12 protein-coding genes are annotated in these 13,385 nt (G+C 69.2%); 4 read left to right on the top strand and 8 right to left on the bottom strand.

Translation table 11 applies throughout. From position 1 onward, the window contains the following. Positions 1 to 74 precede the first annotated feature (74 nt). Positions 75 to 602, top strand: a complete 528-nt coding sequence (locus tag Q0632_RS12945; protein WP_298930408.1) for an Lrp/AsnC family transcriptional regulator — start codon at positions 75 to 77, stop codon at positions 600 to 602. Here Q0632_RS12945 and Q0632_RS12940 read toward each other — a convergent pair. Together Q0632_RS12940 and Q0632_RS12935 are read right to left on the bottom strand one after the other, a co-directional pair. Next, entirely contained in the window at positions 560 to 889 is a 330-nt protein-coding gene (locus Q0632_RS12940; protein ID WP_298930405.1) for a hypothetical protein, read from the bottom strand. The two genes, Q0632_RS12945 and Q0632_RS12940, sit on opposite strands and share 43 nt — an antisense overlap. After that, a complete protein-coding gene (locus Q0632_RS12935; RefSeq protein WP_298930703.1) occupies positions 877 to 2,070 on the bottom strand; it encodes an MltA domain-containing protein in 1,194 nt (397 codons plus the stop codon). The genes Q0632_RS12940 and Q0632_RS12935 overlap by 13 nt, the downstream gene beginning before the upstream one ends. Between Q0632_RS12935 and Q0632_RS12930 the strand changes: the two genes are divergently transcribed. Further along, the gene (locus Q0632_RS12930) at positions 2,003 to 2,143 is read left to right on the top strand and encodes a hypothetical protein (protein WP_298930402.1); all 141 of its coding nucleotides are present in this window, start codon (positions 2,003 to 2,005) and stop codon (positions 2,141 to 2,143) included. The two genes, Q0632_RS12935 and Q0632_RS12930, sit on opposite strands and share 68 nt — an antisense overlap. A 31-nt stretch (positions 2,144 to 2,174) precedes the next feature. Here Q0632_RS12930 and Q0632_RS12925 read toward each other — a convergent pair whose 3' ends face one another. From Q0632_RS12925 to purU, 5 genes are all read right to left on the bottom strand, one after another. After that, positions 2,175 to 2,801: a response regulator gene (locus Q0632_RS12925; protein WP_298930399.1), complete on the bottom strand. Its 627-nt coding sequence runs from the start codon at positions 2,799 to 2,801 to the stop codon at positions 2,175 to 2,177. Further along, a complete protein-coding gene (locus Q0632_RS12920) occupies positions 2,801 to 4,864 on the bottom strand; it encodes an ATP-binding protein (RefSeq protein WP_298930397.1) in 2,064 nt (687 codons plus the stop codon). The genes Q0632_RS12925 and Q0632_RS12920 overlap by 1 nt, the downstream gene beginning before the upstream one ends. Positions 4,865 to 5,008: 144 nt before the next feature. Beyond that, on the bottom strand, positions 5,009 to 8,182 hold the full coding sequence (locus Q0632_RS12915; protein WP_298930392.1) for a DUF3616 domain-containing protein: 3,174 nt from the start codon (positions 8,180 to 8,182) through the stop codon (positions 5,009 to 5,011). A gap of 81 nt (positions 8,183 to 8,263) precedes the next feature. Beyond that, complete coding sequence (locus Q0632_RS12910) at positions 8,264 to 9,133, bottom strand: LysR substrate-binding domain-containing protein (RefSeq protein WP_298930389.1); 870 nt, start codon at positions 9,131 to 9,133, stop codon at positions 8,264 to 8,266. A 97-nt stretch (positions 9,134 to 9,230) separates the two neighbouring features. Further along, positions 9,231 to 10,079, bottom strand: a complete 849-nt coding sequence (gene purU / locus Q0632_RS12905; RefSeq protein ID WP_298930386.1) for a formyltetrahydrofolate deformylase — start codon at positions 10,077 to 10,079, stop codon at positions 9,231 to 9,233. Positions 10,080 to 10,179: 100 nt separating this feature from the next. On the opposite strand from purU, the gene Q0632_RS12900 reads away from it, so the two are divergent. Then, a complete protein-coding gene (locus Q0632_RS12900; RefSeq protein WP_298930383.1) occupies positions 10,180 to 11,511 on the top strand; it encodes an aminotransferase class III-fold pyridoxal phosphate-dependent enzyme in 1,332 nt (443 codons plus the stop codon). Between the two features lie 19 nt (positions 11,512 to 11,530). On the opposite strand, the gene Q0632_RS12895 is transcribed toward Q0632_RS12900, so the two are convergent. Next, complete coding sequence (locus Q0632_RS12895; protein WP_298930380.1) at positions 11,531 to 12,253, bottom strand: ChaN family lipoprotein; 723 nt, start codon at positions 12,251 to 12,253, stop codon at positions 11,531 to 11,533. A 47-nt stretch (positions 12,254 to 12,300) separates the two neighbouring features. Between Q0632_RS12895 and Q0632_RS12890 the strand changes: the two genes are divergently transcribed. Then, entirely contained in the window at positions 12,301 to 13,362 is a 1,062-nt protein-coding gene (locus Q0632_RS12890; protein ID WP_298930377.1) for an AbrB family transcriptional regulator, read from the top strand. The last annotated feature ends 23 nt before the right edge of the window (positions 13,363 to 13,385 follow it).

The following is a 13,385-nucleotide window of genomic DNA, read 5'->3' as shown; positions in this document are numbered from 1 at the left end:
CCGCAGATAAGTCTTTGCTTTCCATGCCCGAATTCGCCTAGGATGAGAAAGGATCTTTCTCAAAACAGGCATTCATGGAAACACTCGACAAGTTTGATCTTTTGATCCTGAACGAGCTGCAGGCCGACGCCCGCCTGACCAACGCCGAGCTGGCGCAGCGCGTAGGCCTGTCGGCCGCGCCCTGCTGGCGCCGCGTGCGGGCGCTGGAGGAGGCCGGTTTCATCAAGGGCTACCACGCCGAGATCGACCGCCACAAGATCGGCCTGGGCGTGCTGGCCTTCGTGCGCCTGGACGCCAACCGCAACACCGGCGAACTGACGCGCGAGATGGAAGAGGCCATCCGCCAGATCCCCGAGATCGTGGCCTGCCACTACATCAGCGGCGCCGGCACCTTCGAGCTGCAGGTCGTGTCACGCGACCTCGACAGCTTCTCGCAGTTCGCCCGCAAGGTGCTGATCAACCTGCCCAATGTGAAGGACCTGCACACCAGCTTCTCGCTGGGCGAGGTCAAGGCCAGCAGCGCTCTGCCGCTGGCGCACCTGGGTGCGCCAGCGCCTGCTCAGTCGCGCACGCAGCGCACCGTCAGCGGCAGCAAGGGGTAGTGCAGCCTGGCCTCGCGCCCGCTGGCACCCAGGCCGAACTCGGCGCGCATGCGCGGGCTGCTGTAGACCTGCTGCTGCGGTGTCAGGCCGCCGGCATCGCGCAGCAGCAGGTCACGGCCCTGCGGCCCGCCATCGAGCACCGCCGTGTCATCGACAAAACGCACGACAAACGCCATGCCGTGCTCGCAGGTGTAGCGCGGCCGCGTCTCCTGCGCAGGCCAGCCGGCGCAGCCCGCCACCAGCAGGGCCAACGCGGCGGCGGGGACCAGGGTCTTCAGCGCGGCCATAGCACCCACAGCTGCAAGGACTGCTTGAGGCGGCCGGCCAGCTCGCCCGCCTGCGGGCCCCAACCGACGAAGTAATCGGCCCGCACCGCGCCGGTGATGGCGCTGCCCGTGTCCTGTGCCAGCACCAGCCGCTGCAGGCCCAGCACCGGTCCCGGCGAGGCCAGCCAGACCGGCGTGCCGTAAGGGATGCTGTCCTTGTCGACCGCGATCGAGCGGCCCGGCGTGAGCGCCACACCTTGCGCGCCGCGCGGGCCGAAGCCGGCATCCAGCTCGCTCAAGGGCTCTTCGCGGAAGAACACGGTGCGCGGGTTGCTCCACAGCATCTCGTTGACGCGCTGCGGGTTCTGCTGGGCCCAGGCCTTGATGCCCTGCCAGGAGGCGTCGCGCAGAGCCCCCTGCTGCAGCAGCCAGCCGCCCACGCTGCGGTAGGGATGGTCGTTGCTGCCGGCAAAGGCCAGCCGCACCGTGCGCACGCTGCCGTCGGCTTCGCTGATGCGCATGCGCCCGGAGCCCTGGATCTGCAGCGCCAGCGCATCCAGCGGATCGGCCATCCAGGCGATCTCACGGCCGCGCAATGCAGCACGCGCTTCGGGCAGGGTGTCGATCTCCTGGCGGCTGTACCAGGGCTTCTTCTGGCCATAGCCAGCCGGCAGTCCGTACAGCGGCACGCCGTTGCTGGCGCTCTGCCGGCGGCTGGCGTCGAGCAAGGGCTCGTAGTAGGCGGTGAGCAGGCCATCGGCCGAGCCCTGCAGCGGCTCGACGCGGTAGGGTTGCAAGGCCTGAAGCATCCAGGCGCGCTGTTCGGCGGCTGTGGCGATGGACAGCTGGCGCACCTGCGGGCACAGCGCCGCAAAGGCCGGGCCGGGCCGCTCGCAGCTCTTGAGCCAGGCATTCCAGGCCTCGTGCAGGGCGTCGTCGTTGAAGCCTGGCAAGGCGCTCCAGGCGACCGGCTGCCAGCGGCTCTTTCCCTGGGTGATGGCGGATGGCAGCGGCACGGTGGATGGCGCTGCAGGTGCTGCCACCGGCGGTGCGGGGGCGGGCGCTTCGTCCAGCCGCACGCTGCTGCAGCCGGCAAGCATTCCTACAATGGCCGCCAACACCGGGAAATAGTTCATGCTGCTGATTCTGCTTGAAGCCTTGCTCGCGCTGGTGCTGCTCGTGCTCATCGTCTGGTGGACGATGTTCTCGGGCCGCAACAAGGGAGAGCTGGCCGCCGCGCCGCCGCCCGAGAGCCCCGATTCAGAGGGAAAATAGCCTCCAGACCCCGGCAAATGGACCTGTAACGCTACAGATTTCGTAGCAAATTGGCCAGCTCAACGGCCGATTTGACATCCATCTTGTCGAACACGCGGGCCCGGTGGACCTCCACCGTGCGCACGCTGATGTCCAACTGGTCGGCGATCAGCTTGTTGGGCAGGCCGCCCACCACCAGCTGCATCACGTCGCGTTCGCGGTCGGTCAGTTCGCCCAGGCGCGACTGCAGGCGCTGGCGCTGCTGCACCCCTGCCAGCACCTGCGCCGAGCACGCCAGCGCCTGCTCGATGCGGTCGACCAGGGCGTTGTCGGAAAACGGCTTCTCGCAGAAGTCGAAGGCGCCGCGCTTGACCAGGTCCACCGCCGTCGGCACGTCGGCATGGCCGGTCAGAAAGATCACCGGCATCACCTCGACCAGGCCGCGCGCGGCCAGCTTGTCGAACAGCGCCAGCCCGCTGACGCCGGGCATGCGCACGTCCAGCAGCAGGCAGCAGGGCTGGGACGGCGTGAAGCCGCGCCCGAGCATGGCCTCGAATTCGTCGCCGCCGGCGAAGCTCTCGCTGGGCAGGTGGCGCGAGCGCAGCAGCCAGGCCAGGGCCTCGCGCACGCTGGCGTCATCGTCGACGATGAACACGGTGGCGTTGAAGGCAGGTTGCATCAGGCGGTGGGGGAGGAAAGGGCGCTGGACGGGGTGCTGGCGGCATGGACCGGCAGCGTGAATCTGAAAATCGTACCCTGCGGCGTGTTGGGCTCGAAGCCGAGAAACCCTCCATGCTGCTCCACCACCGTGCGGCACAGCGACAGGCCCAGGCCCATGCCCTCGGCCTTGGTGGTGAAAAAAGGCGTGAACAGCTGCTGCTGCACCTCCGGCGCAATACCGGGCCCGCGGTCAGCCACCGAGAACTCCAGCCAGTCCTTGCCGCCGCTGCCCGGCCCCGGCGCGCGCCGCACCTGGATCACCAGCGAGGGCGTGCGCACATGGGCCTGGTCCATGGCCTGCATGGCGTTGCGCGCGAGATTGAGCAACACCTGTTCGACCATGGTGCGGTCGCACAGCACCGGCGGCAGGCCGTCTTGCACGCGGGTGTTGACCCCCACGCCAAGCTTGCGCGCCTGCAGGCCCACCAGCGGCATGATGGCGTCGATCAGCGCCTGCGGGGTGACAGGCTCGCGCTCCTGGTCGCGGCGACGCACGAAGTCGTGCACGCTCTTGATCACCTTGCCGGCGCGCTCGGCCTGTTCGACGATGCGCTGCATGGCCAGGCCGATGCCCGAGTCGGCCGCCGCGTCGGCGCGCAGCAAGTTGATGGAGCCGGTGGCATAGCTGGAGATCGCAGCCAGCGGCTGGTTCAGCTCATGGCTCAAGAGCGAGGCCATCTCGCCCACCGTGGCCAGGCGCGCCGTGGCCTGCAGCCGCTCCTGGCTGGCGCGCGAGATCTCCTCCACGCGGCGCTGCTCGCTCATGTCGAGGAAGGCGCTCATCCAGCCGGTCTGCATGCCCTGCGCGTTGATCAGCGGCGCCTCGATGATCAGCACCGGGAAGCGCGAGCCGTCCTTGCGCATGAAGATCGATTCGAAGCCCTCGCGCGGCGGCGCATGCTCGCCGGCCAGGCGCACGGCCTGGCGCTTCTGGTACTCGCCGGCCAGTTCGGGCGGCCAATAGGGCGCGGGCGTGGCATGGCCCATCAGCTCTTCGGGCGTGAAGCCCACCATCTCGCAAAAGGCCGGATTGACGTAGGTGATGCGGCCCTCCAGGTCGCGCGCGCGCAGGCCGGTCACCAGCGAATCCTCCATCGCCTTGCGAAAGGCCAGGGCCTCGGCCAGGTCGTGCTCGACCCGCTGGCGCAGCCGCATGTCCTTGCCCAGCATGGCCAGCACCGACACCAGCGCGATCGACATCAGCGTGACCAGGGCCGTCAGCACGTTGGGAAACAGGTCGGGCGCGGCACGCCAGCTGTCCATGCGCAGCACCATGGTGTTGCCAGGCAGGTCCAGCAGCTGCTGCGAGGTGAAGATGCGGCTGCCGCGCCGCGCCGCGCCATGCATGGCCAGCCGCGTGCCGTCGGCCTCGGTGAGCGAGACCTCCTGGCTGCGCGTGAGCTGCGGGCCCACCAGGTCCGCCAGGATCTCGGCCAGCGAATAGGTGGCGACGGCGTAGCCCTGCAGCTGACCGGCCGTCACCAGCGGCAGGCACAGCTCCATCACCTCCAGGCCCAGGCCGTCGCTTTGCGGCAGGAAGTAGCTGGCCGAATAGCCCGAGCCGCTGATGCGCCGCGCGTTGGCGCAGGCCAGAGCCACGTCGGCCTGCGCATTGGTGCGGCCCAGGCGGGCGAACACCGGCGTGCGAAACGGCGTGTCGGCAGCGGCCAGCGTCGCCAGCTGCGGGTCGCGCCATTCCAGCCGGATCCACTCGCGGTGTTCGCGCAGCAGACGCTGCGCCTCGGCCGACCAGCTGGCCGGCGTGGGCGTGCCCGCCTGCAGGGCCTGCAGAGTCTGGACGTTGCGCGTCAGGGCCGAGCGGATGTCGCCCAGGGCGTCGCCGGTGTCGCGCTCGAGCTTGCTTTGCACCTGGCTGGCCTCGTAGCGGCCGGCCAGCCAGACCAGGGTGACCAGCAGTGAGGCGACCAGCGCCAGCAGCAAGGTCCACAGGGACCAGCGCAAGGGTGTGGAAGAAAGGCGCCGCTGGGCCGGGGTGCCAGGGGCGCTGGGGGTTGTGCGCATGGGATGGCACTGTAGCGGGCTGCCCGTCCACCCGCCGAACCGCGCGCCAAGCCCGCCGCCACGGGACGGCGTTTGCTATCGAAAAAAGAGCGCGCTTCGTCCTGCGGCCGGGGGCCAGGGGCCGATCTCCCCTAAACCAGGGGCTCAGGCAAAGAAGTTGACCGCCGGCGTGCCGGTCAGCGTCACCGGCACCGTGTCGCTGGACGACCAATTCGCCGCATCCAGTGCCAAGGCCCTGAACGCTGCGATGTCCGCAGCGCTGCGGCTGCCGGTGTAAACCGCGTCGTCCAGGGCGAACGTCTGCAGCGTGATGCCGGCGGGCGCATCGCCGGCCGCCGCGCCGCCGGCGTTGATGCCGCCCAGGAAGCTGACGACAGTGACCGCGCCGGCAGCGCCGGTTGCCAGGCCGGCAATGCTGCCCTGGAAGGCCAAAAGGGTCTCGCCCGAAGCGCTCAGCCCGCCGCCCTTGCCCAGCGTGCTGCCATGCGATGCGATGGGGTTGGAGGTGCCCGCCACGTCGGGCTGGATGGTGATGACAGTACCGGCGGCATAAGCCTGGTCGGCGGTCCAGATGTAGGCCGATTCGCCGCTGGCGGGGATGCCCGTTGCCGTCACGTGGTCGCGGTCGGTGAAGCCAATCTGCGTGCCGGCCGTCAGGGCCTTGGTGACCATGAAGGCAAAGGCGTCGGTGCTGTCCGTATTGATGCCCAGGAAGACCAGGTCGCCGGCGGTCAGCACGGTGGTGGCCGGCTGCACGGTCAGGCTGGCGTAGCCCAGTTGCAGCTGGTTGCCGGTCACGGTCGCCGGCGTGGCGGCGCCCAGGTCGGTCCAATTGGACGCAGTGTTGAGCGCGGCGCGCAGTTCATCGGCTGTGCCGGTCAGCGTGCCCGTGTACTTCGCATTGACGAAAGGCAGATTCACCGCGTTGCCGCCCAGCGTCAGGCCGGCTGGCACGAAGGAGGTCTTGTCCAGGTCGGCGCCGCTGGCCGCCAGGCCGCCGTTGGGCGCGCCCATGCCCAGGGCGGCCAGGAAGCTGCCGGGCGCGGCGACGGTGCCGGTGATGGCGAACATCTGCTCGCCGGTCTTGCCCAGGCCGCCGCCGCTGCCAGTGAGCGTGCCGGTGCTGGCCAGCGGCTTGCCCAGGTCGGGCTGGATCGTCACCAGCGTGCCGGCGGACAGCGTGCTGGCGGCCGTCCACAACAGGTCGCCCTCTCCGCTGTTGAAGGCGCTGCCGGTCCACTCCTTGTCGGTGAAGCGCACGGCCGTGCCGGCCGTCACGCTCTTGAGCAGGACGAAGCTGAAGGCGTCCGTGCCGGCGTCGGTGTTGTAGCCGGCGAAGGCGATGTCGCCCGCCGCGAGCGCGGTGGCGCCCGACGCGGTGCCAAAGTCGATGGCGGCTGCGCCGGCCAGGCCGGCGAAGGCATTGCCTGCCGCGTCGACCACAGCGCCGGAGGCGATTTCCAGCGTGTACGACTGGCCGGCGGCCAGCAGGGCCGAGCCATTGAAGCTGACGGTGTTGTAGTCCCAGGACAGGCGCGCATCGTTGGCCGCCAGCGTGGCCAACGTGGTCACGCCGGACTTGAGCAGCCAGTTGCCGCTGCCCGCATGCACGGCTTCATTGAAAGTGAGCACCACGGTCCCGGCGGCGGCGACGCCGGTGGCGTTGTCGGCCGGCGTGCTGCGCACCAGCAGCGGCGCAGCGGTGTCGGCGGCGGCCGTGCCACCGAGCTGCACCCAGTTGCCGTTGAAATGCTGCAGGCCCGGCGCCAGGTCCTTGGACACCTGCGTCTGGTTGGACCAGACGGTGTCGCCGTTGTCCTGCAGCAACTGCACCCAGCTGCCGTCGCCCAGGTTGTCGGGCACCTCGACGATGGTCTCGAAAGAGCCGCCGGTGCCGGCCAGCAGCGCGTCCAGGTTGGCGCTGCGCTGCACCAGGTGCAGGGCCTGGCCCTGGGCATCGCTACTGCCGTCCCAGGTGTAGAGACGGAAGTCGTTGGCGACGTCGGCACTGGCAGCGCCGGTCGGGCCGGCCACGATCAGGTACTGGCCCGCCCCATTCTTGTCGATGCTGCGGATGCCACGGCCGCCCAGGTCCAGCTCGATGGCCGTACCGAAAACCGGTGCGGCGGTGCCGGCAAGCACGGCATCGATGTTGCTCACCGGCACGATCAGCGCCTTGTGCAGCGCCGCGCCGCCGGTGGCCGGTGCGCGCAACGCCAGCCACAGGGCGCTGTTGCCGGGTGCAAACGTCATCCCTTCGATACTGAGTCCGGCGTCGCGCTCCGGCGCACCCGCTGCGGCGCTGGCCTGGAAGCCGAAATAGTCCACGCCCTTGGCGTGCGTGTTGCCGTGGTCCCAGGCCACCAGGTCGGTCTCCAGCGCCAGGTACTTCCCGGTGAAGGCCAGCGTGGTGGCCGCGCCATTGCCCGAGACGGTGGCGGAGAAGATCGCTTCGCGGCTGTTCTGGTCGGCGCCGCTCTTGTTGTTGCCATGCGAGCCCACGAAGTACAGGGTGTCGCCGATGCGTGCCGACGCTTCCAGGTCGGTTTCGCCACCGGTCCCCAGGTAGGCAGCGTACGAGATTTCCTTGATCGCCGCTCCGCCGTCGCGCGAGTACACGCGCAGCACGCTGGCTTCGTCGTCAGCCACCAGCATGGTGTTGCCGCCCAGCGCCAAGGCGGTGGAGGCATCGGACGAACCGCCGGTGCTGCCCGCATTGGGCAGAAAGTCCAGCGGCGCCGTGCCATGCGTTTCGACGGGGCTGCCGCCACCGCCGCCGCCTGCCGCTGCCGGACCCTGGTCGGTGGCCTTCATGGACGAGGCCAGGGTGGCGGGGTCGGCGGTGACGTTCTGGATGGCGCTGCGCGCCGATTGCGCCGTCACCGGCTGCGTGGTGGTTTGCGTGAAGTACAGCGCCGCCTCGACGCGGTTGGCGAAAGCCTGCTGGTCGGTGTTGCCCGGCGTGTTGGCCATCAAGGGCGCCAGCATGGCGTTGACGAAAGCGCCGGCGTCGCCGCCCTTGCCCGCCAGCAGCGCCGACCAGTATTGCAGGCCGGCCGCCTCGGGCTCGCGGTTGAATGCCCCGCGGTAGATCGCGGCGATCAGGTCCTGGCCCTGCGCGCCGCCAAAGCGCGCCTGCGCTTCGGTGCTGGCCAGCATGGCGTTGACCAGGCCGTCCAGCCCCATTCCGGCGTTGAGCTTTTCGCTCCAGAAAGCCAGGCCCTGCTTGTCGGCGGCCCGGCCCAGAAGGGCCACGTACAGGGCGGAAATGCGGGCGGCGGTGAAGGACGGGGATGCGGGGTCGAAGCTTGTGGTCATGGGCTGTGCGGGCAGATAAACCGCCCATCATCTGCAGCTTCCGTGACAACTTGATAACAACGCGGGCGTGGCCGCGCCGGCCTAGCCCAGGCTTTTCTTCAGCCAGTCGGCAAAGGCCGCGCACTCCCAGCGGTCCATGGCGCCGGTGCGCCAGCACAGGTAGTGGGCATGCGGGCTGGGCACGTTGCGCGGCGAGATCCGCTCGAGCGAGCCGTTGTCCAGCCAGGGCTGGCCCAGCTTCAGGCGCACCAGGGCGATGCCCAGACCCTGGGCCGCGGCGTCGCACATCAGGCCGATGTCGTTGAAGGACGAGCCTTCACCCGGCTCTCCGGCGTCCACGCCATGGGCCAGGAACCAGGTGCGCCAGGGCTCCAGCGGGCTCTTGATCAGCTTGGCCGCCTGCAATTCCTCGATGCTGTCGAAGGGCCCGTTCTCGCGCAGGTAGGCCGGCGAGGCCAGCGGCGTGACCTCGTCGGTCATCAGGCACAGGTGCTCCATGTCGGCGTAGCGGCCCGTGCCAAAGCGCACCACCAGGTCGGCGTCCTCGGCCACCACGTCCAGCAGGGGGATGGAGACCTGCAGCATCAGGTCGATCTCGGGATAGGCCTCGATGAAGCCGCGCAGCCGCGGCATCAGCACCGAGCGCGAGAAGGTCGGCGTCACCGCCACCCGCAGCTTGCGTTTGGTGCCGACGCCATCGCGCCCCGGAAAGCGCTCCAGGCTGGCCAGGCCCTCGCGCACATGGGCCAGGTACTCGCTGCCCTCGGTGGTCAGGGAAAAGTCGGCGCGGCCGAACAGCTTGGTGCCGATGATCTGCTCGAGCTGGCGGACACGGTGGCTCACCGCGCTGGGCGTCACATGCAACTCGTCGGCCGCCAGCGTGACCGAGCGCAGCCGGGCCAGCGTCTCGAAAGTGAGCAGGCACTGGATCGGCGGAATCCTCGCCGTCATGATGCCGACGTCTTTCAGTGGGCCACCGCGGATCCGGCTTTGCCGGGCCGCTGGTGGCGCCCCCCTTGGGGGGAGGCGCCGTAGGCGCTTCGGGGGGTCATTTGAATATGACGGTTTTATGGCCATTGAGCAGCACCCGGTGCTCGCTGTGCCACTTGACGGCGCGGGCCAGCACCTGGCTCTCGGTGTCGCGGCCCATGGCCGTCAGGCCTTCCACCGTCTTGCTGTGGTCGGCGCGGGCCACGTCCTGCTCGATGATGGGGCCTTCGTCCAGGTCGGCCGTCACGTAGTGGGCGGTGGCGCCGATCAGCTTGACGCCGCGGTCGTGCGCCTGGTAGTAAGGCTTGGCGCCCTTGAAGCTGGGCAGAAAGCTGTGGTGGATGTTGATGGCCTTGCCCGAGAGCTTGCGGCACAGGTCGTCCGACAGCACCTGCATGTAGCGCGCCAGCACCACCAGCTCGGCGCCCTCGGCCTGGATGATCTCGAACTGCTTGGCCTCGGCCTGGGCCTTGGTCGCCGCCGTCACCGGGATGTGGTGGAAGGGCACGTTGTAGCTGGCCGCCAGCTGGTAGAACTCGCGGTGGTTGGAGATGATGGCCGTGATCTGCACCGGCAGCAGGCCGCTCTTCCAGCGGAACAGCAGGTCATTCAGGCAGTGGCCTTCCTTGCTGACCAGGATGACGGTGCGCATGGGCTGGTCGGTGGCGTGCAGTTGCCAGACCATCTGCAAGGGCTCGGCAAAGAACTGCAGCTGCGCCTTGAGATCCTCGAACGTCAGCTGGCCGCAGGCGAACTGCACCCGCATGAAGAACAGACCGGTGCCGTGGTCGTTGTACTGGGCGGCTTCTTCGATGTTGCCGCCGCGTTCCAGCAGGAAACCCGACACGGCATGCACGATGCCGGGCCGGTCGGGACAGGACAGGGTCAGGATGTAGGCGTTGGTCATAGCCCTCGAATTGTCGCAGGCGGCGTTGTTGACTGCCGCGGCGGGTTTCCCGGCGGTGCCAGAATAGGCTTTTGCGCCTTTGCATAGCAGGAGCCCCGCCATGGCCTTCAACGACTTCAACATGGACAACCAGTGGTTGCCCTTCACCCCCAACCGCGGCTTCAAGAAGGACCCGCGCGTCTTCGTCGGCGCCGACGGCATGGAGTTCACCACGCACGACGGCCGCAAGGTCATCGACGGCATCTCCAGCCTGTGGTGCGTGGGCGCCGGCCACCGCCGCGCGACGATCAACGAGGCGATCAAGAAGCAGCTGGACACGCTGGATTACGCCACCGCCTTCCAGGTCAGCAACGACAAGGCCTTCAAGGCCGCCGAGATGATCGCCGCGATGGCGCCCGGCGACCTCAACAAGGTGCTGTTCTGCAACTCCGGCTCGGAAGCGGCCGACACCTCGATGAAGGTGGCCCTGGCCTACCACCGCGCCCGCGGCGAGGGCCACCGCAACATCTTCATCGGCCGCGAGAAGGGTTACCACGGCGTGGGCTTCGGCGGCATGAGCGTGGGCGGCATCCCGGCCAACCGCAAGGTGTTCGGCACCTCGCTGCTGCCGCGCGTGGACCACATGCGCTTCATCCACGACCCGGCCAACGCCTACATCCACAACCAGGAACCGGAGTCCAAGGAGGACTACCTCAGCGAGCTGGAAACCCGCATCCTGCCGCTGCACGACCCGTCCAATGTGGCGGCCATCATCGTCGAGCCGGTGGCCGGTAGCGCCGGCTGGTACCTGCCGCCCAAGGGCTATCTGAAGCGCCTGCGCGAGATCTGCGACAAGCACGGCATCCTGCTGATCTTCGACGAGGTCATCACCGGCTTTGGCCGCATGGGCACGAACTTCGGCGCCGACTACTACGGCGTGGTGCCCGACATGCTCAACTTCGCCAAGGCCGTGACCAACGGCGTGATTCCGCTGGGCGGCGTGATCTGCCGCGACAAGCTGTACGACGCCATGATGAAGACCGACGCGCCCGAGCACGTCATCGAGTTCTTCCACGGCTACACCTACTCAGGCCACCCGGTGTCCTGCGCCGCGGCGATTGCCACCCTGGACCTGTTCAAGCAGGAGAACCTGTTCCAGCGCGCCGGCGAAATGGGCAAGGTGCTGGGCGACGCCTTCCATTCCACCTTCAAGGGCCTGCCCAACGTGATCGGCATCCGCAGCCTGGGCCTGGCCGCGGCGGTGGAACTCGCCCCCATTGCCGGCACGCCGGGCAAGCGCGCCTACGACATCTTCATCGACTGCTTCCACAAGGGCGCGCTGGTGCGCCCGGCCGGCGATGTGCTGGTGATCGCGCCGCCCTACATCGTCGAGAAGTCGCACATCGACACACTGGTCAACACGCTGGCGGACTCGATCAAGAAGCACGCCTGAACCGCAGGCGCCGGCGACCTCACTTCGCCGGCGCCATCTGGCGGCGCAGCTCCTCGCAATAGTCCTTCTGGGGCGGCTGCGCCGGCCAGCGTTGCGCGCGCACGCGCAGCGTGGCGCTCAGGTGCTGGGGCACGCCCAGGGCTGGCTCCACATGGCCTGCGCCGGCCAGCAGCACCACGGTCTTGCCGGGCACGGCGGCCTGCGCCAGCACCTGGGCCATGGTGCGGTCGCGGGCCAGCTGGATGCGCGTCATCGGCAGGATCTGGGTTTCGGGCAGCAGGCCGCAGTGGCCGCTGCGAATCTCCGTCTGCTGGGCCTGCAGCGCGGCAGGCGAGAGTAAGCGGTCCAGTGTGGCGTCGCCCATGGCGGTGCGCATGCTGCTGCGTGGCAGATTGGCGCCCAGCACCGGCACGCCGGCGCGCACCGCCGCCAGCACCGCCGGCCCATAGGCAGCCCAGGGCCAGGCCTTGTCGTTCCATTGCAGCGCGGCCTGCACCGCAGCCGGGGTGGCATCGCGCGCCAGGCCCGCGGTGGACCGGCCTTGCTCGGCCATCTCCAGCGCCAGCGCCGCCAGCGCGCCCTGGTCGGCCAGCGCCTGGACGGCCTGGCGATGCTGCTCCTGGTGCGAAGGCGCGTCATGCTGCTCGCCCAGCAGCAACACATCGACCGGCTCGGTCGCTGGCTGGATGGCGCAGGCGGCGAGCAGCAGCGACAGCAGGATGACAGCGGCGGCGCGGTGCATGCGGGGATACTAGCGGCTCGCGCCCGCGCGATGCCCGTCCCTTTCGCATGACCTTTCACTTCGCCGCACGCACGGCCCTCACGCTGGCGCTGGCCCTGGCCGCCGCGCTGTTGTGCGTCTGGCTCCAGACACCGCTGCCCTGGATGATTGGTCCGCTGGTCGCCACCGCTCTGGCCTCGGTGCTGGGTGCGCCCACGCAAAGCTGGGGCCCGCTGCGCAATGCCGGCCAATGGACCATCGGTACCGCGCTGGGCCTGTACTTCACGCCGCAGGTGACGGCCCTGGTGGGCACGCTGTGGTGGGCGATCGCCCTGGCCGTCGCCTGGGCGCTGGGCCTGGGCTGGCTGTCCGGCCGCTGGCTGCAGCGCAGCCTGGAAGGGCGCATGCCGGGCACCGACCAGGAGCGCCGTGCCACCAGCTACTTCGCCGGCGCCATCGGCGGCGCTTCCGAGATGACCTTGCTGGCCGAGCGCGTGGGCGGCCGCACCGACCTGGTTGCCGCGGCCCACAGCCTGCGCCTGCTGATCGTCACCTTGCTGATCCCCTTTGCCTTCACCTACAGCGGCCTGCACGGCCTGGACGCCACCCTGCCCGGCCCGCGCCAGGTGCAGTGGCCCGGCCTGGCCCTGCTGGCCCTGGCCACGGGCGCAGGCGCTTGGCTGATGGACAAGACCGGCCGCGCCAATCCCTGGTTCATGGGCGCCCTGCTGGTGGCCATGGGCTTGACGATGACGGGCACCGAGCTGTCGGCCGTGCCGCAGTGGCTGACCAATGCGGCGCAGCTGGTGATCGGTGTCAGCCTGGGTGTGCGCTTTCGCGCCGAGTTCGTCCACACGGCGCCGCGCTGGCTGGCATCGGTGGCGGTGGGGACGGTGGTGATGATCGCGCTGTGCGCGGGCTTCGCGAGCCTGCTGGCGTGGCTTACGGGCCTGCATCCGGCCACGCTGATCCTGGGCACCTCACCCGGCGGGATCGCCGAGATGGCCATCACCGCCAAGGTGCTGCAACTGGGGGTGCCGGTGGTCACCGCTTTCCAGGTCTGCCGCCTGGTGGCCGTGCTGGTGCTGGTCGAGCCGCTCTACCGCAGGTTCTACTTACGACAGCCATGAGCGGCGACGGGCCGCCCCTAGCC

The organism is uncultured Ramlibacter sp. (genome assembly GCF_936925435.1).
Classification (GTDB): Bacteria; Pseudomonadota; Gammaproteobacteria; order Burkholderiales; family Burkholderiaceae_C; genus Ramlibacter.
This window is presented reverse-complemented; position numbering and strand designations above follow the sequence as displayed.

Bases quoted from the DNA above. Each gene is read 5' to 3' on its own strand.
- Q0632_RS12945 (WP_298930408.1), top strand. From the start codon at position 75: ATGGAAACACTCGACAAGTTTGATCTTTTGATCCTGAACGAGCTGCAG.
- Q0632_RS12940 (WP_298930405.1), bottom strand. From the start codon at position 889: ATGGCCGCGCTGAAGACCCTGGTCCCCGCCGCCGCGTTGGCCCTGCTG.
- Q0632_RS12930 (WP_298930402.1), top strand. From the start codon at position 2,003: ATGCTGCTGATTCTGCTTGAAGCCTTGCTCGCGCTGGTGCTGCTCGTG.
- Q0632_RS12925 (WP_298930399.1), bottom strand. From the start codon at position 2,801: ATGCAACCTGCCTTCAACGCCACCGTGTTCATCGTCGACGATGACGCC.
- Q0632_RS12920 (WP_298930397.1), bottom strand. From the start codon at position 4,864: ATGCGCACAACCCCCAGCGCCCCTGGCACCCCGGCCCAGCGGCGCCTT.
- Q0632_RS12915 (WP_298930392.1), bottom strand. From the start codon at position 8,182: ATGACCACAAGCTTCGACCCCGCATCCCCGTCCTTCACCGCCGCCCGC.
- Q0632_RS12910 (WP_298930389.1), bottom strand. From the start codon at position 9,133: ATGACGGCGAGGATTCCGCCGATCCAGTGCCTGCTCACTTTCGAGACG.
- purU (WP_298930386.1), bottom strand. From the start codon at position 10,079: ATGACCAACGCCTACATCCTGACCCTGTCCTGTCCCGACCGGCCCGGC.
- Q0632_RS12900 (WP_298930383.1), top strand. From the start codon at position 10,180: ATGGCCTTCAACGACTTCAACATGGACAACCAGTGGTTGCCCTTCACC.
- Q0632_RS12895 (WP_298930380.1), bottom strand. From the start codon at position 12,253: ATGCACCGCGCCGCCGCTGTCATCCTGCTGTCGCTGCTGCTCGCCGCC.
- Q0632_RS12890 (WP_298930377.1), top strand. From the start codon at position 12,301: ATGACCTTTCACTTCGCCGCACGCACGGCCCTCACGCTGGCGCTGGCC.